This is a genomic window from Nitrospirota bacterium (assembly GCA_016180645.1).
Lineage (GTDB): Bacteria > JACPQY01 > JACPQY01 > JACPQY01 > JACPQY01 > JACPAV01.
The window spans coordinates 53,727-76,245 of sequence record JACPAV010000026.1 but is presented as its reverse complement, the minus strand read 5'-3'; the positions used below and the strand labels follow the sequence as shown (position 1 = coordinate 76,245).

The window sequence follows — 22,519 nt, the reverse complement described above, 5'->3', positions numbered from 1 at the left end:
TGGTGAGTGAGCGGACGCGGGCGTAAAGCCCGCGCCTACCAAGATCAAGAAGCGCCGGCCTCGGGTAGCCGCACCCTTTATGGGTGCGTCTTCGGACGCGGGCGTAAAGCCCCATGCCACGGAGGGCATGGGACCATGAGATGTCGCCGCGCCCAGGATGGCGCGGCATGTAACATGGCCCGCGCCTACCAATATTTATTGGCGAGGACAGATCAGTTCTCCGGGGTTCTCCGGGGTTCTCCGGGGTTCTCCGATGCTCCCCCCATGCCGTACCCTCCGTGCATCACTCCACATGCGTTGACGCATGAGAACGCTTTAGCCCATCTTGTTGCTGCTTGTCAAGTGGTTGTTAATTTCAAAAGCCAGCGAGCAAACTTCCAAAACCCCGGAGGCCGGTTCTGCTCGTAGGCGTTGAGACATTCCTCAAGCCGGGAACACGGATGGTACCCGGCGAGCAAGGCACAGATCAGCCCGATTTTGCGAGGCGGTCGCCGAGTTCGCGGAGGTGTTTGAAGGTGTAAAGACCGGTGCGGTGGCCGTCGCTGAATTCAATCTGAATGGCGTAGTTCCCGATGGGCTTGATCATCTTGGGGTGGACATCCGCCCGGAGGCTCTCACGCTTGAGGAGCTTGCGGCCGGACGCCTCGTCAACACACATGGCACACCAGCAGTCGGCCCGGAGTTCGAAGGCCGGCAGGATGACCTCCCCGTCTGGCCAGATGATCTTGACGTCGTGCTCGTTCGCCCGGGCGATCTCACGGGGGAGGATGATTTCTTCCGGGGTGGACATACTTGGAGCTTCTAACGCAATGACGCGGGCTGAAGCCCGCGGCTACCAGGAATGTACATGCTTGGTAGGCGCAGGCTTTATGCCTGCGATAGACGCCCACCGGGTACCCATTCTGTTAGCGGCTCCTAGAATCCGAGCTGGAGTCTCGCGGCCTCCGACATCCGATCCGGCGTCCACGGCGGATCCAGAATCAGCTCAACGCTGACGGCTTTCACGCCATCGAGGGAGCCAAGTTTGGTCTCAATATCACCTTTCAAGATATCTCCCATACCGCACCCCGGCGCGGTGAGCGACATCTTGATGTCGATCCGGCTTCCACCTTCCGGCGCCGCCGCGATGTTGCACTCGTAGATCAATCCCAAGTCGACGATGTTGGCCGGAATCTCCGGGTCGTAGCAGGTCTTGAGCTGCTCCCATACCTGCTCTTCGAGCGATCCTGCCGGTTTCGCCTCGGGGCTAGAACCGGCCGACCCCATGTATTCCGGACCCAGAGCGTCGGCGTCCTTGGCTGCAATCCGCACCATGTAGCCCGAATCCGTGATGACGGTAAACGTCCCACCCAGCGTCTGACTGATGCGCACGGACATTCCTTCGGGCAATCCCTCCCTGCTTGGGAGCAGCTAAAGCTGCTCCCCTACACGCTGCTTGCTCCCAGGCAACGAACCGGCTCATTTGGCATTTCTGGACATTTCCGGACGCACTCTAAGTACCTGAACAGAATTCTTTAGAGATGCTCACCCCGTTCGCGGAGCCTGAAGGCTCCGCTACGGATAGCGAAATTAGTAGCAGAGCCTTTAGGCTCTGCAAGTAGATGTGCACAAAGACTTTTGTGCTCATACTCAGTCCTCCGTCGAAATGGCGGAGGGCTTCCCTTCCAACGCCGCCTTCACCGTATGCCAGGCCAGCGTTGCGCATTTAACACGCACAGGGAACTCCTTCACCCCGGAAAACGCGGCCAGCTTGCCCAGGGATTCCATCGATCCGGCCGCTCCGGCATCTTCCCCAGTCACCAGGTTCCGAAAGCGGTCGATCAGCGCCGTCACTTCTGCCGGAGTCTTCCCTTTGACACTTTGGGTCATCACCGAAGCTGATGCTTTGGAAATGGCGCACCCCGATCCCTCGAAGCCGATATTCTTGACCACACCATTCTGAACGTCGAGGTAGACGGTGAACCGATCCCCGCAGAGCGGGTTGTACCCCTCGGCATGGTGGCCGGCGCCGTCAATCTTCCGAAAATTCCGCGGATTCCGGCTGTGGTCCAGAATCAACTCCTGATACAGCTCGCGAACGTCAGTTCCCTCCTCCCCGCTCCTGAGCTCGTGGGGCGACTCCTCGTGGGACTTCCGAGCTGTTGTCACGCGAAAAACTCCTGTGCCTTCCTGATTCCTTTCGCCAGTGCATCGACTTCGCTCTTCGTGTTGTACATTCCGAAGGACGCCCGGGCCGTGGCGGGTATCCCGTACCGCTGCATGACCGGCTGCGCGCAGTGATGGCCCGTTCGGATGGCGATTCCCTCTTGGTCCAGAAATGTGCCCAGATCATGCGGATGCACTCCATCGACAACGAAGGACACAACGGCGGCCCTCTCCGCAGCCTTGCCGATCAGCCTTACCCCGTCTATTTCCTCCAACGATTCAGCAGCATGGATCAACAAGTCCGTCTCATGCCGCGCTATCGCGCCGAGACCGATGTGATTCACATATTCGAGGGCCGCTCCCAAGCCGATGGCGCCCGCGATGTCCGGCGTGCCCGCCTCAAACTTGTAAGGCAAACGATTGTAGAGGGTTTTCTCAAAAGTGACCGAGGCGATCATGTCTCCGCCCCCCTGATAAGGCGGCATCTCCTCCAACCAGCGGCGCTTGCCGTAGACAACGCCGATCCCGGTGGGACCATAGACCTTGTGTGAGGAAAACACGTAGAAGTCGCAATCCAGGCTCTTGACATCCACCTTCATGTGGGGAACCGCCTGTGCGCCATCCACGAGCACCGCTGCTCCGGCGGAATGGGCATGTCTGACAATTACGTCGATGGGGTTCACCGTCCCCAGCGCATTCGACACGTGCGTCACCGCCACCAGGCGGGTCTTCGAGCTGAGAAGTCGGTCGAACGAATCCAACTCCAATTCCCCCCGGTCGCTGATGGGGACCACACGCAAGACGGCGCCGGTTCCCTCACATAGCATCTGCCACGGTACGATATTGGAGTGGTGCTCCATGGTGGTTACAACGATTTCATCCCCCTTGGACACGAACTTCCTGCCAAGACTCTGAGCCACCAGATTGATCCCCTCCGTCGCACCCCGAACAAACACGATCTCCCTCGTCTCTCCGGCACCAAGGAACGACCGAATCAGCTCGCGGGATTTCTCGAACCCATCCGTCGCCTGTTCGGAGAGCTGATGCACGCCGCGATGAATATTCGCGTTGTAGCGTGAATAGTAGTCTCGAATGGCCTCGATGACGGCCGCCGGTTTCTGTGTGGTGGCCGCATTGTCCAGATAAACTAGAGGCCTCCCACGTACTTTTCGTTTCAGGATGGGAAAATCCCTCCTGATCCGGGCGACATCCAGGGCTTTCACGGCCTCCATCGCGCGTCGCGAGGCCACCGATTCTTTCCGAGCCACCGCCAGAGCCATCAGGATTTCCCCCACAATAGTCTCCCCTCCGCTCCGCTTCGGGGACGGCGAGAAGATTCCTCATAGAATCCCAGCGCCGCGGCGGCCGGAAGGCGTGAAGCCACGAGCTTTTCGAGGTACCCCCTGAGCGCCTCGCGGCGGATTCGGCTGAGAACCTCATTGGCAAACGCGTAGGTCAGCACGGTCGAAGCGGCCTCCCGATCCAAACCGCGTGACCGAAGGTAAAACATGGCGTCCTCGTCCAATTGACCGACGGTTGCGCCGTGCGCGCATTTCACGTCGTCCGCAAAGATTTCGAGTTGCGGCTTCGTTTTCACCGAGGCTTCCTCTGAAAGGAGGAGATTCTTGTTCGACTGCGTGGCATCCGTCTTGATCGCATCCGGACGGACCACGATCCGACCGTTGAACACCCCCCGGGCCGAGCCGTCGAGCACACCCCGGTACACCTCGGAACTCCTACAGCCCGGCCGGGCATGGTCAATGAGGGTATGCGTGTCCACATGCCTGCGGCCATCGGCCATGTACAGGCCATCCATATCGCATTCGCTTCCTTCCTCGGCGAGGACGACGCCATAGTCATTGCGCGTCAGCGCCCCGCCCAGCGAGAGCGAGAAAGAGGTGAATCGGCTGTCCCTTGCCTGCCGCGCCTGTACGGCGGCCACATGAAAGGCGCTTCCGCTCTCTCTCTGAACCTTGTAGTGCTCCACCCTCGCGCCCGGACCCGCCGCCACCTCAGTCACGGCGTTGGTGAAATACACCCCTTCCTCATGCCCCACGTAGGTCTCCACCACGGCCGCCGATGCCCCCTCCTCGACCACGATGAGATTCCTCGGGTGGGAGACCCACGGTTCTCCATGGGTCGCCCCCTCCGCTTCGCTCCGAGGGCCACGAGATGACTCTCCATGGAATGCCCGCGTGGTCGCGATGAACAGAAGGTGAATCGGGTCCCTGACTTCAATACCCTTGGGAATATGCACGAACGCACCATCGTGGATGAACGCGGTATTCAGGGCCGTGAAGGCCCGGTCCCGGAACAGAGCATGACGCCCGAGATGAGATTCCACGATCGATTTCGATTCGTCCGCGGCCTCCAGAAGGCTCTGGACCCGCGCGCCTCCGGGGAGGCGGCGAATGGTCGAGATCTCCGGCGCGTGGGCACCGTTCACAAACACCAGAACATGCGGACCCGGTTCCACCATGGCTTCCTTGAAGAGCCGGAGCCGCACCGAATCCGCCGGATCCCGGGTCGCCGGATTGAAGGCCGTCTTCGCGATGGGCGACACGTTGGTGTATTTCCAATCCTCATCCTGGGGTGTCGGAAACCCGATCTCGGCAAATCGCGCCATCGCCGCCGTTCGCAGGGCCTCGATCCAAGGGGAGCCATCCACGCCCCGCGTGCGGCCCATGCGCTCGAAATGAGACAGGTAGAGCTCCTTGGGCCCCATGCTCCAGCTCATGGGCTTTCAGGAGGAGGCGTCGAACCGTTCCGCTCCCGCCGGTACCCGCTTCGTTCCAACTCCTCTGCCAATTCCTTCCCACCGGACTCAACGATTTTTCCGTCCTGAAGAACGTGCACTCGATCGGGAACAATGTAGTTCAGAAGGCGCTGATAATGCGTGATCACCATCATCGCCCGATCCGCCCCCCTCAGTGCGTTGACACCGTCGGCCACGATCCGCAGGGCATCGATGTCCAGACCGGAGTCTGTTTCATCCAGAACGGCAAGCTTCGGCTCCAGGACCGCCATTTGGAACACTTCGTTCCGCTTCTTCTCGCCCCCGGAGAATCCTTCATTGACGGATCGGTTGAGGAAGCTCGGATCCATCTGAACCAGTTTGAGTTTGTCCTTCGCCAGCGACAGGAAATCCACGGCATCCAGCTCTTCCAAACCCTTCCGCTTCCGCATGGCGTTCAGAGCCGCTCGTAGAAAGTAGGCGTTTCCTACGCCTGGAATTTCCACCGGATACTGGAAGGCCAGAAACAGCCCCTCGGCCGCACGATCCTCAGGCTGGAGTTCGAGCAGATTCTTGCCCATGTACAAGGCCTCGCCCTGAGTCACCGTGTACGTGTCGCGCCCCGCGAGCACCTGCGCGAGCGTGCTCTTTCCCGAACCGTTCGGACCCATGATGGCGTGGACCTCTCCGGCCTGGACGACGAGATCGACCCCCTTGAGGATCTCGCGCCCGTTCACGTTCACGTGGAGATTTCTTATTTCAAGCATGGCAGCCATCAGCGATCAGCTATCAGCATTCAGCCCTGAGCCGGCCGGCGCCTCCGATCCGGCTGACTGCTGAACGCTGATAGCTGAAAGCCCTTCATCCAATCGCTCCTTCCAGGCTCACGCTCATCAACTTCTGGGCCTCCACCGCAAACTCCATCGGCAATTCCTTGAACACTTGTTTGCAGAAACCGTTGACGATCATGGAGACCGCGTCCTCCTCCGAGATCCCACGCTGCCGGCAGTAGAAGAGCTGGTCCTCGCCGATTTTGGAGGTGGACGCCTCGTGCTCGACCTTGGATGATTTGTTCCCCACCTCGATGTAGGGAAATGTGTGCGCGCCGCACTTCGCTCCGATCAGAAGAGAATCGCACTGGGAGTAGTTGCGCGCGTTGGCCGCTTTCTTCTGGACTTTGACCAAGCCGCGATAGGTGTTCTGACCGTGTCCCGCCGAAATGCCCTTCGAAATGATGGTGCTCTTCGTATTTTTCCCCATATGAATCATCTTTGTCCCCGTATCCGCCTGCTGGTAGTTGTTCGTCAGCGCCACGGAGTAAAACTCCCCGACGGAATTCTCGCCATCGAGAATGACACTGGGATATTTCCAGGTGATGGCCGAACCGGTTTCCACCTGGGTCCAGGAAATCTTGGAGTTTGCGCCGGTGCATCGGCCCCGCTTGGTCACAAAATTGTAGATCCCACCCTTTCCGTTCTTGTCTCCCGGATACCAATTCTGCACCGTCGAGTACTTGATCTGAGCGTTTTCCAACGCGACCAATTCCACCACGGCCGCATGGAGTTGGTTCTTGTCCCGGACGGGCGCCGTGCAGCCCTCCAGGTAGCTGACATACGCTCCTTCATCGGCGACGATCAGCGTTCGCTCGAACTGCCCCGTATCGGCGGCGTTGATCCGGAAGTAGGTGGAAAGCTCCATCGGACAGCGAACACCCTTGGGGACGTAGCAGAACGACCCGTCGCTGAACACGGCCGAATTGAGGGCGGCAAAATAGTTGTCGCCATAGGGCACCACGGTTCCGAGGTACTTCTGCACCAGCTCCGGATGTTTTTGCACCGCCTCCGAGAACGAGCAGAAGATCACCCCCACCTGCGCCAGCTTCTCCTTGAACGTGGTCGCCACGGACACGCTGTCCAGCACGGCATCCACCGCCACCCCGGAGAGCCGCATCTGCTCTTCGAGTGGAATCCCCAGTTTTTCGAAAGTGGCGCGGACTTCGGGGTCGACCTCGTCCATACTCCCAACCTGTTTCCTTGGCTTGGGGGCGGCGTAATACACGATGTCCTGGTAATCAATCGGGGGAAACTTGACGTTCTGCCAGTGCGGCTCTTCCATCTTGACCCAATGTCTGAGGGCGCGGAGCCTCCAATCCAACATGAATTCCGGCTCGTTCTTTTTGGCCGAGATCAGGCGAACGATGTCTTCACTGAGACCGCGGGGGACACGCTCCTCCTCGATGTCGGAGACGAACCCCCACCTGTACTGGCGATCCGTGAATTCCTGAAGCTCGGGATTAGCAGCCATGGTAGTCCCTAGAATGAGATCTTCACCGGTACGGCATCCGCCTGCATCAGCCGGATGCTCACCTGAGCGGCCAGATTCTGGGCCACGGAGCGAAACACATTCGATTTTTCCGAGGCGGGGTGCCCTTCCAGGACCACGGGCTGCCCCTGGTCGGAGGCGGTGCGGATCTCCGTATCGAGCGGAATCTCGCCGAGAAACGGCACGGCCAATCGGTCGCAGGCCCGCCGCGCGCCACCGCTCCCGAAGATGTCGTGGCGCTTGCCGCAGCCGTCGCACACAAAACCGCTCATGTTCTCCACGATCCCCAGAATGGGACAGTTGAGTTTCCGAAACATGTAGATAGCCTTCTGTGCTACGTTCAGCGCAACGTCCTGGGGCGTCGAGACCACCACCGCGCCCGTTAGGGGAATCGTTTGGCAGAGACTGAGTTGCACGTCGCCCGTTCCCGGCGGGAGATCCACGAGGAGGTAGTCGAGCGGGCCCCAGGCGACGTCCCCGAGAAACTGCTGAACGGTCTTGTGGAGCATCGGACCCCGCCAGATCACCGCGTCTCCCGCCGGAATGAAGAACCCGAACGAGATGATCTTGAGTCCGTACTGCTCCATCGGCTGGATCTTGTTGTCCACCACTCGAGGGGCGCCGCTGCACCCGAGAATCATCGGAATACTCGGGCCGTAGACGTCCGCATCCATGACACCCACGGACGCTCCCATCCTCGAAAGGGCGATGGCGAGATTCGCGGTGACCGTCGATTTTCCAACGCCGCCCTTGCCACTGGCGATGGGTATGATGTTTTTCACCTCGGGACACATCTGAGATTTCTTCTCACCCAGGGTCGGACGAACCTGCGCCGTCATGTCCACATCCACTCGCTTCAGGGCGGGGACCATCCGGCGGACCCACGTCTGCGCCTCTTCCTTCAACTTGTCTTTCACGGGACAGGCCGGCGTGGTCAGCTCGATGGTGAAGCGGGCGGCATCGCCGTTCACATTGAGGTTCTTGACGAAGCCGAGTGACACGATGTCGCGGCCCAGATCCGGGTCTTTGACATTCGCGAGGGCCTTGAGGACTTCTTGTTCCAGACCGTTCACGGCTTGTCTCCGAGCACCTCAGGCGGCCCGAACGCCGGCCAAGGACATCAGCGTATTGTACTTGGCGGTGAGTTGATCCTTCGTTTCCGGGAATTCCGGATGCTTGATGATGCAGTCAACCGGACAAACGTCCACGCATTGCGATGTGTCGTAGTGTCCCGCGCACTCGGTGCACTTCGACGGGACAATGTAGTAGACGTCTGAGCCCAACTTCGAAGCGTCGAGGGGATCATGGTCACCCGACTCGCCTGGGTAGACCCATTTCACGCCGGATTCGTAAATCGCTTCATTCGGGCACTCCGGTTCGCACACGCCGCAGTTCGTGCATTCTTCAGTAATAAACAGCGCCACGTTTCCCTCCTATCGAAAGTGATTCTTCTTGGCATGGGACATCGTAATCCATCGCTGACAGACTATATTCGCAATAACGATGCCATCGATCATATAGTTATGATATCGTAAGTATTAGTATATCTGTTCACTCATGTCGTAACCTGGCAAACCTGCACCGACTATTGCGTTGCGCAACGTCATCATCGTTGACATGCAGCCGTGGTCCGGCTATTCTTGTCGAATGCGCGAAACACCTTCTTCGCCGTTGTCCGGTGCCTCCATCGCACTTTCGAGGCCATGGCTCGTCTTGAAGGATGTCATCGAATCGATCAGCCACGGCAAGAGCGAACAGGAGGTGTTGGATATCATCTTCCGCGAGCTCCAGGGCATCGTGCCCTTCGACCGGATCGGAGTGGCCACCGTGGATGAGCCGAATGAGCGAATCGTGATGACTTCCCTCAGGACGGAAGGGACACCGGAAATCCCCGTCGGGTATGCGGGAAAACTCAAGGACTCTACGCTCGAACCGCTCATGAAAGAGGGCCGTGTTCGCATTATCAACGATCTCCAGTCCTACATGGAGAAGAAGCCGGGATCCGACTCCACGCGGCGCATCGTTCGCGAAGGAATGATATCGAATCTCACGCTCCCTCTCCTTGCCGGCGGCCGTCCCATCGGCGTCATGTTCTTCTCCTCCCGCCGGAAGGACGCTTACAAACCGGCCCACGCCGATCTCGTCCGGGAAATCGCCGGCCAGATGGCCACGGCCGTCGAGAACGGACGGCTGATGGACGCCCTCAACAAGCGCAATCGCGAGCTCGAAGGGGCGAACGCGCAACTCGCGCTCACCGTGCGGAAACTGGAAGAGACGATCCAGCTCAAGGAAGAACTTCAACAGGAGAACATCTACCTTAAAGATGAAATTACCACTCAGTTCTCGGAAATTGTCGGCTCCAGTCCGGCGCTGACGGCCTCGCTTTCTGCCGCGCGGCGCGTGGCCATCACGGACTCGACGGTCCTGATCACCGGAGAAACGGGGACCGGCAAGGAACTCGTCGCGCGGGCCATCCACGTTCTTTCGAGCCGTCGGGATCGCGCTCTCATCAAAGTGAATTGCTCATCCCTTCCGGAAACGCTGATTGAAAGCGAGTTGTTCGGTCACGAGAAAGGCGCATTCACCGGGGCCATCGCCCGCAAACCCGGACGCTTCGAACTGGCGAGTGGCGGGACCCTCTTCCTCGATGAGGTGGTGGATATTCCTCCCACCGTCCAAGTCAAGCTTCTCCGCGCCCTCCAGGAAAAAGAGATCGAGCGCGTCGGCGGCTCCCAGCCCATCAAGGTCGATGTCCGCATCATCGCCGCCACCAATCGTCCCCTGGAACCGCTGGTGACAGCGGGCCAGTTCCGCGAGGACCTTTTCTACCGGCTGAACGTCTTCCCGATTCATCTGCCTCCGCTCCGCGAACGGAAGGAAGATCTGGCGCCCCTCACGAATCATTTCATCCGGAAGTTCGCGTTGAAGATGAGCAAGCGCATCACGGAGGTCAGTCCCCGGGTGATGGACCTGTTCATGGCCTATGAATGGCCCGGGAATGTGCGCGAAATCGAACACCTCCTGGAACGCGCCGTTATTCTCTGCGACGGGCATGTCATCAACGACACGCACATCAACTTCGCCCACCCCCGCAAAAGCCGCTATCCGCAGGGATTTCAGTCGCTCGGAGAAGTCGATCAATACTGCGAGGAGATCCAGCGGAACTACCTCCGCCAGATCCTTCGATCGACCAATGGCAAGATATACGGAACGGCCGGGGCGGCGAAGGTTCTCAACCTCAAGCCGACCACGCTCCAAAGCCGGCTGGCCAAACTGGGCGTCTCGGCCCGGGATCTGAAGTAGCCTCGGGATCGCCTTTTCCAACCATGCCACCTTGCCCGCCAGTCAAGTTCGGATCGATCTTGGCGGCCGCGGCGATGTTGGCCGCCTGCGGTTCAGCGTCCAAGTCGGCTGGATTTCCCAAAGATTTTCTCTTCGGCACCGCCATCGCGGGGTTCCAGGTCGACATGGGCTGCCCCACCCTCCCCCGCGAACAGTGCGAGGACTCCAACTCCGATTGGTACCAGTATGTCACGTCGCCCGTAACACTGGAGAGTCCCGTGACCTACCTCTCGAAGCAGCCGCCCTCCTCCGGCGCGGGCCACTGGGAGCTCTACGAATCGGACTTCGACCTCGCGGCGATTCAACTCCGGAACAATGCCTTTCGATTCAGTCTTGAATGGAGCCGCATTTTCCCCACCGCCACCGATGGCCTCTCAACGTACGAAGACCTAAGAGCTGCCGCGAGTCCCGCCGCGCTCGATCACTACCACGCGGTCCTCTCAGCGCTACGCGCGCGCGGGCTCGAACCGTTCGTCACACTCAACCACTACACTTTGCCCCTTTGGATCCACGATGCCATCGCCTGCCACCAGGATCTGGCATCCTGCGCGGCGCGTGGGTGGGTGGATCGCGAACGGATCGTGCGCGAGATGGCCAAGTATGCCGGATTCTGCGCCCGCGAGTTCGGCGCGGAGGTCGATCTCTGGGCGACGCTGAATGAACCGATGGCCGTGGTTCTGCCGGCATACATCTTCCCCAACTCGGAGCGATCGAACCCACCCGCCCAACTCCTGAAACTGCATGAGGCGCAAACCGCACTCGTCGCCATGATCGAGGCGCACGCGAGGATGTACGACGCCGTCAAGGAGGGCGACCGCCAGGACGCCGGCGGCGATCGCACCGTCGCCCGGGTGGGAGTGGTGTACAACATGGTTCCCTTCAGACCCAAGGATTCATCCGACGCCATGGATGTGAAGGCCGCAGAGAATGCCTACTACATTTGGAACAGCGTGTTTCTGAATGCGATTACCAAAGGTGGATTGGACGACGATCTCGACGGCGTCCCAACCTCACGCCCCGATCTCGCAGGGCGGACGGACTTTATCGGGATCAACTACTACACTCGCGCCACAATCGAAGGGTTGCCCACCGCGATTCTTCCAGAATTCTCGCCCCTGACCGCCTTCAATCCTGCATCCATTCAACCCTGGGAGGACTACCCGAGGGGAATCTACGAAACCCTCATGGCCGTGAAGGAGATGGGTCTGCCCGCCCTGATCTCCGAGAACGGCACGCCGGACGGCAATGACGACGGCACGGCGCCGAAATCTCTTGTACGGCATCTCACGTGGGTCCAGCGGGCCATTCGCGACGGAGCCGATGTGTGGGGCTACTTCTACTGGAGCCTGCTGGACAGTTATGAATGGAACCGCGGAATGGACGTGCCCATGGGCTTGTTCGCCGTGGACTGGCACAACCCGATGAAACCCCGCACCGCCCGCCAGGGCGCGGCCGTCTACGCCCGGATCGCCGCCTCGCGCTCCATCCCCACCGACCTCGCCGCGCTCTACCCCGCCCCGGAATAGTTGCCGGCGCATGGTCCCAGCGGGATTTGAACCCGCGATCTTCGCCTTGAGAGGGCGACGTCCTGTCCGGGCTAGACGATGGGACCGAGCGGTCAGCATCGTAGCAAAGGACGGGAGAAACGCAATCTGCCGGAATGAGCTGGACAGACCGCATGACGCCGTGTAATGTGCGCCCATGGCAGTCAACAAGGGCGACAAGGCACCCGACCTCGAACTCGTGGACACCGACGGACAGTTGGTCCAACTCTCCACTCTCTGGAAGAACAATCCCCTCGTCCTCGTCTTCACGCGTCATCTCGGCTGACCTTACTGCAAAGAGCATCTCGCGCAGTTGCGCGAGGAGAAACCCGCGTTCGACGCGAAAGGCGTAACTATCGTTGCCGTCACTCCGGCCCCACCCGCACCCATGAAGCAAAGATTTGAATCCAAGGGGTACCCGTTCCGCGGCTTGTCGGATGTGGATGGAAAAGCCCACAAGGCCTTCGGCCTGTTCAAATCCTCCATCTGGAATCTCATCGCGCCACGCCCCATCGTGATTGCCGCCGCGCTTCGGGCCGCCAAGGGCGGCCACTACATCACCGCCCCGCAGGGCAATGTGAAGCGGCTTCAAGGTTCTTTCGTCATCGGAAAAGACGGGAAGATTCGCTACTCATTCCGCTCGAAGGACGCCACCATCAATCCGCCGAACAGCGAGTTGCTGGCCGCGCTCGGGTAGGAAACGGCCGCAGGCACAAATCCTGCGCCTACCGGGTCTCCTCATCCTGGGTAGCCGCGGGCTTGAGCCCGCGTCATCTCGCACCGAGATCCGGGGTCTATCGAGCCGCGTGCCTCGATTGTAGGCGCTCCATGCAGGCTTCGGATTGGAGTTGGCCGTCGCGCACCCGGTCCGGCACTCCGATGCCTCGAAAAGCGTTTCCCGCCAGGAAGAGACCTGGAAGCCTCGCGCAAAGAGTATCGATTCTTCCCATCGTCTCCAGATGCCCCACCTTATAGTGAGGCATGGCCTGCGGATGGCGGGCCACATGGAAGAACAGCGGGTCGCCGATGATGTCGAGTGCCCGCCGAATCCTCGAATGGACGGTCGCCGCAAGCTCAGTATCCGAATAGCCTTCGTTCTCCGCCAGGTTCGGCCCGCCCAGAAAAGCCCTCAGCAGCACTCGCCGTGCGGGCGTGCGCCCCTCAAATTTCAAGCTGCTGAATGACACACCTACCACCGCCGTCTTCTCCGTCGATGGAATCACCATGCCCGATCCGACGAGTCGCCGCCCGAATTGCTCTTCGTGATAAGCAAGATTGACCGTCATGGAAGAACCGGCCCTGAGAGCCGCCAGTTCGTCCGAGAGCACGGCATTCGTCTGCCGAATCAGGTCGGCCGATCGGCGGGGTCCGACGCAAAGGCACACGGCGTCCGCCTGCACGCGCTCGCCCGCCGCTCCGATTTCCCAAGTCCCATCCGTACGTCTCTCCAGCTCGGCCACATCGGAATCGACCCGGATGCTCCCTTCCGGAAGCGCTTGCGTGAGGGCCGATACGAGTCCACTCATGCCCCCTCGCAGAGTTTGGAACAGGCTGTATCGCGGACCGCTCACGCCATGGTTCATGCCCGCGCCCCCTGCTCCCGCGGCTTCCGATCGGGCGCGCCACAAAGCCCGCGTAATGCTCCCATGCTTTTGTTCCATCTCCACGAAGCGAGGTAGCGTCGCCTGCATGCTCAGAACCTCCGCGTCGGCGGCGTAGATCCCTCCGACCATCGGTTGGGCCAGTCTCTCGAACACTTCCGGTCCGAATCGCCTACGGACAAATGAGGCCACGCTTTCGTCGGCCACCCCCATTCGCCTCGGAACGAACAACTCCATGGCCATCCGTGCCTTGGCGGGCCAGCTCAAAAGTTTTGATCGAACAACCGGCCAGATTTTGGAAGGCGCCATGAGGTACAACCCCTCCGGCACAGGATGGAGCGTCCCGCCCATCAACACGAAGCTGCTCCGGTGATCCGGATTGGTCCCTATCAGCTCATCGCTCAAACCCAAATTGACGCACAGCTCCCGCCCCCACGGCTTGTCGGTGATGAACGCGTCCGGCCCTTCTTCAAGAATAAAGCCGTCGCGTTTGACCGTCGAAATCACTCCACCCGGTCGATTCCTCGCTTCGAACACCGTCACCCGGATCGGCAGCGAACGGCTCCTGCCGAGTTCCAGGAGGTGGTAGGCAAACGAGAGGCCCGTGATGCCCGCGCCCACTACGGCGACGTGAGGATTCCATGGCGTTTCCATTCGTCGTCCCCGAAGCTGGCCGGAGGGGGCGACGTGTGGGGTCAATCCCATGTCCGCTTACGCCGAAGCCTGTTGGACGTATTCCGCCAGCATCGCAATGAACAAAGGATGATCACTGACGGTCGGAACACGATGAAAACCGATCCCCAAGCGCTCCGCCACCTCGCGGGCCTTCACATCGAGGTCGAAAAGGACCTCTACATGATCCACCAGAAATCCCACGGGAATGAAGACCACCCTCTTGACGCCTTCGACGGCCATCTTTTCGATATGGGCGCCCACGTCGGGTTCCAGCCATGGGTCCGTTGGACGGCCGCTCCGGCTTTGATAGGCGATGGACCAGCGCACGTTGCCCAGTTTCTCCGCGACCAACCTCGCTGTTTCGTTGATCTGGTGGTCGTACCCCGAGGCCTGCGCCATCGGCACCGGCACGCTGTGCGCCGTGAAAATCACCTGCGTGGTGCCCTTACCCTCCGGTGGCAACTCTCTCAAAACTCCGCGAGCCCGGTCCGCGACGCTCTCGACAAACCGTTCATCGACATGCCAGGGTCCTGCGAACTCAATGTCGATGCCATCGCCCACTTCGTGAGTCGCGTCCTGGACGGACTGGAGGTATCGCTCCCAACTGGCTTCCGTCCTATGCGACGCCATCACGATTCCGAATAGCCGCCGATGGCCTTTCGAAACGGCGTCCCGGAGGGCGTCGGCCAAATACGGCGCCCAGTTTCGCATTCCGACGTAGACCGGGAGGCGCGAGCCGTTGGCTCGGAGCCGGTCCTCCAACGCCCGGGCTTGGCGGAACGTGAGATCGTTCATGGGCGATCGCCCGCCCATCATGCGATACTGCTCCACCACCTGCTCCACCCGGCTCGGGGGAACAGGATGGCCCTTGAGCACGTTATCCAGGAACGGTCGGACCTCTTCGAATCGCGTCGGCCCGCCGAAAGCAATCATGAGCACGGCATCGAACTTCATGGCGCGGTCCAGTATGCGTTTCGAAGGTCGGAAGTCAACCCCGCGCCAAGCTAGACCTCCGCGCCCCCCGTGGAGTACACTTCCACGATGCGCATTTTCGTTACGGGCGCCACGGGATTCATCGGCGGGCGGTTAGCCCTGCGGTTGAAGCAGCAGGGACACGAAGTCATCGCTCTCGCCCGTTCATCCGGCAACGTCCAGGCCCTGAAGGACGCGGGAGTGCAAATCGCCCCCGGTGACATCACGCAACCGGACACACTCCGCGAACCCATGCGCAACGCGGACCGCGTCTATCATGTCGCCGCCTGGTACGAAATCGGCGCAGCGGATGCCGCCCGGATGCGCACCATCAACGTCGACGGAACCCGCCACGTGATGGCCGAGGCGCTCCGGCAGGGCGTGTCGAACGTCGTCTATTGCAGCACCGTCGCCGTTCTTGGCCCAAATCGCAACGGCCCGGGCGATGAATCGCAGAAGAACGACGGTGCGCCAAGGTCTCATTACGAAACCACGAAGCGGGAGGCGCACGATGAAGTCCTCCGTTTCGCGGAGAAGGGGCTTCCCGTTCGAATCGCCATGCCCAGTGCAGTCTACGGGCCGGGCGATTCGAGCCTGATCGGATGGACCATGCGGCTGATGGTCAAAGGCCTGATCCGGGTTTCCGCCTTTCCCGATGCGTGCCTCACGTTTACGCATGTGGACGACACCGCGCACGGTCTGGAACTTGTCGCCGAGAAGGGCCGCCCCGGCCAAGAGTACATCATCGCTGGTCAGGTCCTGACCCTCAAGGAGTGGATGGAACTGATGGCCCGGTCGATCGGCATCTCTCCACCGCGGATATGGCTCAAGGGAGGCACGTTAAGGGCTCTGGCTCCCAGCCTCTCGCCGTTGGCCCGCCTGGCCGGACTCCCGCCCAGGATCGCCGTCGAGGGGATGGCCATGGCCGACTCCTGGGGCTTCACGTCGGAGAAGGCGCGGAGGGAACTCGGCTGGAACCCCAGGCCCGCCGAGATAGGAATGAAAGAAACACTTGAATGGTTTGTATCCAAGTATGCTCCTTCTCGCCATAGTGGAAATGGGAAGCTGAGCGTCATCGTCGCGCCCGGCCCAGGATCTCTCAAGGAGAATCCCGCTACGCCGACTCAAGCTGAAGTGGGCCAGCCACCGATGTCGGAGCACCAAGGCCGTCCGCTTCCCCCAAGTGATCGCGCGATTCTGGCCGCTCTGGCCTCAGCCACCATTCCCGCGGGAAAGCGTTTTCAGGCGGCGGGCGAAGCGACGATCGCGCGGGTGGAATGGTTCCTCACGGACGCGGGCCGGTGGGTCCGATTCGGATACCGAGTGGGTCTGAGGCTCGTTCAACTGGTTTCTCTCCTCGCCACGGGCCGGCTGTTCACACAATTGACAGCCGCAAGGCAGGCGGCGCTCCTCAATCGCTGGGGATCCAGCGGAATGATCCTACGGGTTCTTGCACTTGGACTCACGACGCCGATCAAAATCGCCCACTTCGACGACCCGGAAATTTTCAAAGCCTACGGTTCGGTGTGGGGTGCTCAGCCGGTACACGATCCTCCGCCTCGTCATATGGCGCAGGTCCACGAAGGCGAGGCCATTCCCGAGGGTGAGGTGTTGGACTGCGATGTTGTGGTGGTGGGCACCGGCGCCGGGGGCGCGGTCGCGGCAAAGGAACTCGCGGAAAAGGGTTTTGCAGTCATCATGTTGGAGGAAGGCCGCTACTTCACGCGAAAGGATTTTTCCCGCCGGGCGTGGGATATGACAAGCCTGCTGTACCGCGACAAGGGGGCCACGTTCGCCATCGGAAACGCCGTCATTCCCATTCCCATGGGGAAGACCGTCGGCGGATCGACCACCATCAATACGGGAACCTGCTGGCGAACTCCGCCGTGGGTCCTCGAACACTGGGTGAAGGATCTCGGCCTCGCGGATCTCTGCATGAATCGTATGATCCCGCACTTCGAACGCGTCGAACAGGCGATCGGCGCGGAACCCGCAGACATGAAATACGTGGGTCAGGTCGGAAATATCATTGCGCGCGGCTGCGACGCGCTCGGGTACTCGCACCTTCCACTCAAACGGAATGCTCCCGAATGCGACGGCGCAGGGGTTTGCAATTTCGGCTGCCCCACGGATGCACGCCGAAGCATGAACATCTCGTATGTGCCGATGGCGCTCCAGTCGGGCGCCGTTCTGTACACGGGGGTCTCGGCCCGCCGTGTGTGGATGCAGGGAGATGAAGCCGCCGGGATCGAGGGCGAGGTCCTCTCAACCGGTCGCCCCTTTCGAGTGAAGGCCCGCGCCACCGTTCTCGCGTGCGGAACGCTGTTGACTCCCGTTCTCCTCCTCCGCCAGCGACTGGCCAACCGGAGCGGATGGGTCGGCCGCAATCTCTCCATTCACCCCGCCGTCCATGTCGCCGCGCTCATGGACGAATTGGTGGACGGCCACCGGGCCATCCCGCAGGGCTACTGCGTAAATCAATTTCACCGGGAGGGCATCCTGCTGCTCGGAGCCTCTCCACCCGTGGATTTCGGAGCCGCCATGTTCCCCGCGTTCGGCCAACGATTCACCGACCTCATGGACTCGTTCGACCGCATCGCCTCGTTCGGCGCCATGATCGAAGACGACACGCCCGGCCGTGTGCGAGTTGGGCTGAACGGACGACCCCTGATCCTCTACTCCCTCAGCGCCACCGAGCTCGCCCGTTTCCGCCGCGCCGTGGAGATCCTTGGAGAAATCTTTTTTGCCGCCGGCGCGCGCGAAGTCCATCCCATGATCCACGGTTTCCACGAGGTCCGCTCCATTGACGAGCTTCGACGCATTCGTGGCGCTTCCTTGAAGCCCCGTGACTTCTTCCTCAGCGCGTATCATCCTCTCGGAACCTGCCGGATGGGACGCGATCCCGCGTCGTCCGTGGTGAGCGCCACCCACGAGACGCACGACGTACGCCGGCTTTACATCTGCGACGGCAGTGTGGTACCCAGTGCCGTCGCCGTGAACCCGCAGGAAACCATCATGGCCCTCTCCACGCGAGCGTCCGAACACATCGCCCGCTCTCTCTCCTGATGAGCGCTTATCCCCATCTCGATTTCGCGGGCATCAAGACCTACAGCATTCGCGAACGGCCCCACAAGGTTCATCTCACGGACGTCCGCCCGGTCGACGAGACCCTTTGGGCGGCCCTTCCCTCCTCCCCCGCCCCCATCCGTGAACTGGCAGACCTGCTTAGGGCGGCACGATCGAAGGGAAAGCCGATGCTTTGGCTCATGGGGGCGCACTCCATCAAGGTCGGATTGAGCCTCGTCCTTCGCCGGCTCATTCAAGATGGATTTGTTTCCCACCTCGCGGCCAACGGCGCCGTACCCATTCACGAATATGAACTCGCGACCTTTGGTCGGACGTCCGAGGAGGTCGGCGATACGCTGCCGGATGGAACGTTTGGAATGGTCGAGGAAACCCTCCGCGACATCAACCGTGCTATTCGCGACGGCGCCGCCCGCGGGATCGGGCTGGGGCAGGCGCTTGCGGAATTCCTCTCCGAACAAAAACCACCCCACGCCGAAGTGAGCGTCCTGCTTCGTGCCCGCGAGAAAGACGTCCCGATCACGATCCACGCCGCCATCGGGACGGATACCATCTACCAATCTCCCCACTGCGACGGCGCCGCGATCGGCCAGACCAGCTACCTCGATTTCAAGATCCTCGCGCATTCCATTTCGCGGCTCGGCGATGGAGGCGTGGTGGTCAATCTCGGAAGCAGCGTGATACTCCCGGAGGTGTTTGTGAAGGCGCTTTCCGTAGCCCGAAATGTGAAGGGCCCCATCGGCGGTTTCACGGCGGCGGTGTTCGACATGATCGATCACTACCGACCGCGCGTCAATGTACTCCAGCGGCCGACGAAGGACGGCGGTCGCTCCCTCTTCGTTCAAGGCCGTTTCGAGCAGACGCTGCCCCAACTCGCCCGGGAGCTGTGCGGACGAACATGACCGCGCCGAGTCCCACGCTCTCTCGGGCGCGCAGCTTGGCGCTCATTCGCGCGTTCCGTGGAAAACGGATCCTCGTCCTGGGCGATGTGATGCTCGATCGATACGTCCGAGGCAACGTCAGCCGTATCTCCCCGGAGGCTCCGGTTCAAGTCGTCCACGTCCAAAAGGAGGAATACTCGTTGGGAGGATCCGGCAATACCGCGAGAAACATCGTAGCCCTCGGAGGTCAGGCTTCCGGAATCGGCGTCCGCGGCGCCGATGCGCACGGTCGGGAGCTGGCAAGCCAGTACCGAAAGGCCGGGATGGCGCCGCACAACCTGGTGGTCGACCGCACGCGTCCGACCACCGTCAAAGTGCGCGTCGTCGGTCACAGCCAGCAGCTTTTGCGGCTCGACTATGAATCCGCCCGCCCCATCGATGGATCCCTCCAAATCGCCCTCGTTCGCTGTCTCAAACGCGAGGTCCCTCGATCGGATCTCATCGTGGTTTCGGACTACCAGAAAGGCACCGTAACCAGAGAAACCATGACCGCCTTGATGCGGTTCGCCCGGCGTCACCGCAAGGCCGTGGTTGTGGACCCCAAGCCCGCAAACGCCCTCCTCTACAAGCACGTCTCGCTCCTCACTCCCAACTGGTCGGAGGCCCGACTGATGAGCGGCCTCGACGAGGCCGGAGCGGAAGACCCGCATGCGGTGGGCGTGGCCCTGCGGAAACGTTTCGGAAGTTCGATCCTCATCACGCAGGGGGAGAAGGGCATGATGCTTTTCGAACGCTCCAACCGCGGCGGTCGATCGACGGTAGCCCCGGTTTCCATCCCCACCCAGGCGCGCGAGGTCTATGACGTGACCGGCGCGGGCGATACGGTTATTGCCACGCTGGCACTGGCCCTCGCCGCCGGAGCCGGCGCCATCGAAGCCGCGCTGCTGGCCAACGCAGCCGCGGGCGTTGCCGTGGGCCGTGTCGGTACGACAGCCGTTACCGCGGAAGATCTGATCCGTGCCACGCAAGACCAACCCTGAGCCCGGCGTCAGGAAGATCCTCCCTCGCAACCGGCTCTTGGCGCGAGTGCGACAGCTCCGCCGCGAAGGCCGAAGCATTGTGACCACGAATGGTTCTTTCGATCTCCTTCATGCGGGACACGTTCGATACCTGGAGGAGGCGCGGCGCCAGGGGGACATCCTCGTCGTGGGGCTCAATACGGATGCTTCGGTTCGCCGGAACAAAGGGCCGAATCGCCCCATCGTCCCTCAGGCGTTCAGAGCTCAAATGCTCGCCGCGCTTACATGCGTGGACTACGTCACTCTGTTCGATGAGAAGGATCCCCGGCGTCTGCTCGGCCTGATTCGTCCGGATGTGCACGTGAATGGCGCCGAGTACGGTAAGAATTGCATCGAAAGCGGTGTGGTCCGGAAGGCCGGTGGGCGGCTTCATCTCATCCCGAAATTCCACGGCCTCTCCACCAGCCGCCTGCTTCGGAAGATCCGCAGCCTTCCCAAGATTTAGTGCGTCTAACAGAATGCGTAGGGGAGGGTCTTCAGACCCTCCCGACAAGAGGGAGCATCTGAAGAAGCTCCCCTACGAATCGGCATTCTGTTAGAGGCTCTTCGTTCCGCGGTCGACTGTCATCGCCGCCGTTTTCTTTATCTTCAAACGGTGGTGAATCCCGATTTGACGCTCCGTAGCCCGCTCGCTATCATGAAACCATCATGAAAAACGGGTTCGTCGCCAACTATTTTTCCGCCTTGAAAGGATTGATGGATCGGATCCCTGCGGAGAAGTTCGACCATCTGTGCGAGCGGTTCCTGGAAGCGTACCGGGAGGACCGGCAGGTTTTCACCTTCGGCAACGGGGGTAGCGCCACCACCGCTTCCCACTTCACGCAGGACGTCAACAAGAGCGTCTCTTCGGAACTGCCCAAGAGGTTTCGCGTCATCTGCCTCAACGACAATCTTTCGATCCTCATGGCCTACGCCAACGACGTGTCCTATGAGGAAGTATTCGTTCAGCAGCTGATCAATTTCCTCCGCCCAGGAGACTTCGTTCTAGCCATATCCGGAAGCGGCAATTCAAAAAATGTTCTGAAAGCGGTTGATTACGCGAATTCGCACGGCGCCAAGACCTTCGGCCTGACCGGATTCAGCGGCGGCAAACTGATTGGCATGGCCCACGAGTCCATCCACGTTCCCGCCCACGACATGCAGAAAGTGGAGGACCTCCACCTCGTCATTCTCCACATGGCCGTTCAGAAACTTTACGGCGTGCTGCACAAGGACGAATCCGTCACCGGCGGCCTTTGCCACATCCGCTGCTGACCCCCTTCCTCTCCTTTCTTCCTCCCTCTCTCTGAACAAAGGCCCAGCCCCAGTGACCCGTATCCGGGGATGGCGCCGCCGTTCTTATTTTCGGAACTTGGAAAACTCGGGAGGCCGCTTTTCTTTGAACGCGTTGAGACCCTCGTGGGCTTCGGGGGTTTGGACGAACAAGGCCAGCGCGCTTTCGCTCATGCGGCCGATGCCTTCGATATGGTCCGTATCGGCGTTGAAAGACTGCTTAAGAACCTGGATGGCCGTGCCGCTCTTGGAAAGGATTTCCCGGCCCCACGCCCATGCTTCATCCATGAGCTTGTCGGGAGCGACAACCTTGTTCACCAGCCCCATGGCCAGAGCTTCCTGCGCGGTGTACTGGCGGCAGAGGTACCATATCTCGCGCGCCTTCTTTTCACCCACCACCCTCGCGAGGTAGGCCGAACCGAAGCCGGCGTCGAAACTCCCCACCTTCGGGCCCACCTGTCCGAACTTCGCCGTGTCCGATGCAATCGTCAGGTCGCAGATGACATGGAGGACGTGACCTCCCCCGATGGCGTATCCATTCACGGCGGCGATCACGGGTTTTGGAACGGCGCGAATGATCCAATGCAACGTTTCCATGTCGAGCCCGATGCCGGTCTTCGCATCCCCGTACCCCTTCTCTCCACGGTCTTTCTGGTCGCCGCCCGTGCAAAACGCCTTGTCGCCGGTCCCCGTCAAGACGACCGCCCCGATTGCCGAATCGTGCCATGAGTCTTTGAAGGCCGCGATCATTTCGTCCACCGTCTTCCCCCGAAAGGCGTTGTAGACTTTCGGTCGGTTGATCGTGATGACGGCGATACCGTCTTTCTTCTCGTACAGGATATCTTCGTAGCTCATGGCCGCTCCTATC

Annotated in this window: 21 protein-coding genes and 1 tRNA gene; 9 read left to right on the top strand and 13 right to left on the bottom strand. The window is 60.8% G+C overall.

Annotated elements, in window-relative coordinates; translation table 11 throughout:
- Positions 1–466 precede the first annotated feature (466 nt).
- The 9 genes from HYT87_15400 to HYT87_15360 all read right to left on the bottom strand — a co-directional run bounded on the left by HYT87_15400 (position 467) and on the right by HYT87_15360 (position 8,625).
- Entirely contained in the window at positions 467–790 is a 324-nt protein-coding gene (locus HYT87_15400; GenBank protein MBI2061124.1) for a DUF971 domain-containing protein, read from the bottom strand.
- Positions 791–915: 125 nt separating this feature from the next.
- Positions 916–1,377 carry a DUF59 domain-containing protein gene (locus tag HYT87_15395; GenBank protein ID MBI2061123.1) on the bottom strand — a complete coding sequence of 154 codons (462 nt, stop codon included), beginning with the start codon at positions 1,375–1,377 and terminating at the stop codon, positions 916–918.
- A gap of 252 nt (positions 1,378–1,629) precedes the next feature.
- A complete protein-coding gene (locus HYT87_15390; protein MBI2061122.1) occupies positions 1,630–2,148 on the bottom strand; it encodes an SUF system NifU family Fe-S cluster assembly protein in 519 nt (172 codons plus the stop codon).
- Positions 2,145–3,359: a cysteine desulfurase gene (locus HYT87_15385; GenBank protein ID MBI2061121.1), complete on the bottom strand. Its 1,215-nt coding sequence runs from the start codon at positions 3,357–3,359 to the stop codon at positions 2,145–2,147. Before HYT87_15385 ends, HYT87_15390 begins: the two co-directional genes overlap by 4 nt.
- Positions 3,360–3,424: 65 nt before the next feature.
- Positions 3,425–4,870 carry a Fe-S cluster assembly protein SufD gene (sufD, locus tag HYT87_15380; GenBank protein ID MBI2061120.1) on the bottom strand — a complete coding sequence of 482 codons (1,446 nt, stop codon included), beginning with the start codon at positions 4,868–4,870 and terminating at the stop codon, positions 3,425–3,427.
- Between the two features lie 8 nt (positions 4,871–4,878).
- Positions 4,879–5,646: a Fe-S cluster assembly ATPase SufC gene (gene sufC / locus HYT87_15375; protein ID MBI2061119.1), complete on the bottom strand. Its 768-nt coding sequence runs from the start codon at positions 5,644–5,646 to the stop codon at positions 4,879–4,881.
- Between the two features lie 94 nt (positions 5,647–5,740).
- Positions 5,741–7,183, bottom strand: coding sequence for a Fe-S cluster assembly protein SufB (sufB, locus tag HYT87_15370; GenBank protein ID MBI2061118.1), 1,443 nt, complete (start codon positions 7,181–7,183; stop codon positions 5,741–5,743).
- Positions 7,184–7,191: 8 nt separating this feature from the next.
- The gene (locus HYT87_15365) at positions 7,192–8,274 is read right to left on the bottom strand and encodes an Mrp/NBP35 family ATP-binding protein (GenBank protein MBI2061117.1); all 1,083 of its coding nucleotides are present in this window, start codon (positions 8,272–8,274) and stop codon (positions 7,192–7,194) included.
- 18 nt (positions 8,275–8,292) lie between these two features.
- Positions 8,293–8,625, bottom strand: a complete 333-nt coding sequence (locus HYT87_15360) for a 4Fe-4S binding protein (GenBank protein MBI2061116.1) — start codon at positions 8,623–8,625, stop codon at positions 8,293–8,295.
- A gap of 223 nt (positions 8,626–8,848) precedes the next feature.
- Between HYT87_15360 and HYT87_15355 the strand changes: the two genes are divergently transcribed.
- Positions 8,849–10,504, top strand: a complete 1,656-nt coding sequence (locus HYT87_15355) for a sigma 54-interacting transcriptional regulator (GenBank protein ID MBI2061115.1) — start codon at positions 8,849–8,851, stop codon at positions 10,502–10,504.
- Between the two features lie 59 nt (positions 10,505–10,563).
- Positions 10,564–12,069 carry a glycoside hydrolase family 1 protein gene (locus tag HYT87_15350; protein MBI2061114.1) on the top strand — a complete coding sequence of 502 codons (1,506 nt, stop codon included), beginning with the start codon at positions 10,564–10,566 and terminating at the stop codon, positions 12,067–12,069.
- Positions 12,070–12,080: 11 nt separating this feature from the next.
- Here HYT87_15350 and HYT87_15345 read toward each other — a convergent pair.
- Positions 12,081–12,155 (bottom strand) — tRNA-Glu (locus tag HYT87_15345).
- An 89-nt stretch (positions 12,156–12,244) separates the two neighbouring features.
- On the opposite strand from HYT87_15345, the gene HYT87_15340 reads away from it, so the two are divergent.
- Positions 12,245–12,373 (top strand): redoxin domain-containing protein, encoded by a 129-nt coding sequence (locus tag HYT87_15340; protein ID MBI2061113.1) that lies wholly within the window; start codon positions 12,245–12,247, stop codon positions 12,371–12,373.
- A 27-nt stretch (positions 12,374–12,400) separates the two neighbouring features.
- Entirely contained in the window at positions 12,401–12,784 is a 384-nt protein-coding gene (locus HYT87_15335; protein ID MBI2061112.1) for a redoxin domain-containing protein, read from the top strand.
- A 97-nt stretch (positions 12,785–12,881) separates the two neighbouring features.
- Here HYT87_15335 and hemG read toward each other — a convergent pair whose 3' ends face one another.
- Both hemG and hemH read right to left on the bottom strand, forming a co-directional pair.
- Positions 12,882–14,393, bottom strand: coding sequence for a protoporphyrinogen oxidase (gene hemG / locus HYT87_15330; protein MBI2061111.1), 1,512 nt, complete (start codon positions 14,391–14,393; stop codon positions 12,882–12,884).
- A gap of 6 nt (positions 14,394–14,399) precedes the next feature.
- Positions 14,400–15,317, bottom strand: a complete 918-nt coding sequence (hemH, locus tag HYT87_15325; protein ID MBI2061110.1) for a ferrochelatase — start codon at positions 15,315–15,317, stop codon at positions 14,400–14,402.
- 87 nt (positions 15,318–15,404) lie between these two features.
- Between hemH and HYT87_15320 the strand changes: the two genes are divergently transcribed.
- The 5 genes from HYT87_15320 to HYT87_15300 all read left to right on the top strand — a co-directional run bounded on the left by HYT87_15320 (position 15,405) and on the right by HYT87_15300 (position 21,633).
- Entirely contained in the window at positions 15,405–18,401 is a 2,997-nt protein-coding gene (locus HYT87_15320; protein ID MBI2061109.1) for a GMC family oxidoreductase N-terminal domain-containing protein, read from the top strand.
- Positions 18,401–19,321: a hypothetical protein gene (locus tag HYT87_15315; protein ID MBI2061108.1), complete on the top strand. Its 921-nt coding sequence runs from the start codon at positions 18,401–18,403 to the stop codon at positions 19,319–19,321. Before HYT87_15320 ends, HYT87_15315 begins: the two co-directional genes overlap by 1 nt.
- Positions 19,318–20,340: a bifunctional hydroxymethylpyrimidine kinase/phosphomethylpyrimidine kinase gene (locus HYT87_15310; GenBank protein MBI2061107.1), complete on the top strand. Its 1,023-nt coding sequence runs from the start codon at positions 19,318–19,320 to the stop codon at positions 20,338–20,340. The genes HYT87_15315 and HYT87_15310 overlap by 4 nt, the downstream gene beginning before the upstream one ends.
- Positions 20,341–20,356: 16 nt before the next feature.
- Entirely contained in the window at positions 20,357–20,824 is a 468-nt protein-coding gene (locus HYT87_15305) for an adenylyltransferase/cytidyltransferase family protein (protein MBI2061106.1), read from the top strand.
- Positions 20,825–21,027: 203 nt separating this feature from the next.
- Positions 21,028–21,633 (top strand): SIS domain-containing protein, encoded by a 606-nt coding sequence (locus HYT87_15300; protein ID MBI2061105.1) that lies wholly within the window; start codon positions 21,028–21,030, stop codon positions 21,631–21,633.
- Between the two features lie 84 nt (positions 21,634–21,717).
- Here the strand turns inward: HYT87_15300 and menB are convergent, their stop codons facing one another.
- A complete protein-coding gene (gene menB / locus HYT87_15295; GenBank protein MBI2061104.1) occupies positions 21,718–22,506 on the bottom strand; it encodes a 1,4-dihydroxy-2-naphthoyl-CoA synthase in 789 nt (262 codons plus the stop codon).
- Between the last annotated feature and the right edge of the window lie 13 nt (positions 22,507–22,519).

What these genes read in the sequence shown, in the direction of transcription:
- HYT87_15310 (MBI2061107.1), top strand. Translation starts at nt 19,318, where the DNA reads ATGACCGCGCCGAGTCCCACGCTCTCTCGGGCGCGCAGCTTGGCGCTC.
- HYT87_15400 (MBI2061124.1), bottom strand. Translation starts at nt 790, where the DNA reads ATGTCCACCCCGGAAGAAATCATCCTCCCCCGTGAGATCGCCCGGGCG.
- hemH (MBI2061110.1), bottom strand. Translation starts at nt 15,317, where the DNA reads ATGAAGTTCGATGCCGTGCTCATGATTGCTTTCGGCGGGCCGACGCGA.
- HYT87_15340 (MBI2061113.1), top strand. Translation starts at nt 12,245, where the DNA reads ATGGCAGTCAACAAGGGCGACAAGGCACCCGACCTCGAACTCGTGGAC.
- HYT87_15355 (MBI2061115.1), top strand. Translation starts at nt 8,849, where the DNA reads ATGCGCGAAACACCTTCTTCGCCGTTGTCCGGTGCCTCCATCGCACTT.
- sufD (MBI2061120.1), bottom strand. Translation starts at nt 4,870, where the DNA reads ATGGGGCCCAAGGAGCTCTACCTGTCTCATTTCGAGCGCATGGGCCGC.
- sufC (MBI2061119.1), bottom strand. Translation starts at nt 5,646, where the DNA reads ATGCTTGAAATAAGAAATCTCCACGTGAACGTGAACGGGCGCGAGATC.
- HYT87_15300 (MBI2061105.1), top strand. Translation starts at nt 21,028, where the DNA reads ATGAAAAACGGGTTCGTCGCCAACTATTTTTCCGCCTTGAAAGGATTG.
- HYT87_15320 (MBI2061109.1), top strand. Translation starts at nt 15,405, where the DNA reads ATGCGCATTTTCGTTACGGGCGCCACGGGATTCATCGGCGGGCGGTTA.
- HYT87_15395 (MBI2061123.1), bottom strand. Translation starts at nt 1,377, where the DNA reads ATGTCCGTGCGCATCAGTCAGACGCTGGGTGGGACGTTTACCGTCATC.
- hemG (MBI2061111.1), bottom strand. Translation starts at nt 14,393, where the DNA reads ATGGGATTGACCCCACACGTCGCCCCCTCCGGCCAGCTTCGGGGACGA.
- HYT87_15315 (MBI2061108.1), top strand. Translation starts at nt 18,401, where the DNA reads ATGAGCGCTTATCCCCATCTCGATTTCGCGGGCATCAAGACCTACAGC.
- menB (MBI2061104.1), bottom strand. Translation starts at nt 22,506, where the DNA reads ATGAGCTACGAAGATATCCTGTACGAGAAGAAAGACGGTATCGCCGTC.
- sufB (MBI2061118.1), bottom strand. Translation starts at nt 7,183, where the DNA reads ATGGCTGCTAATCCCGAGCTTCAGGAATTCACGGATCGCCAGTACAGG.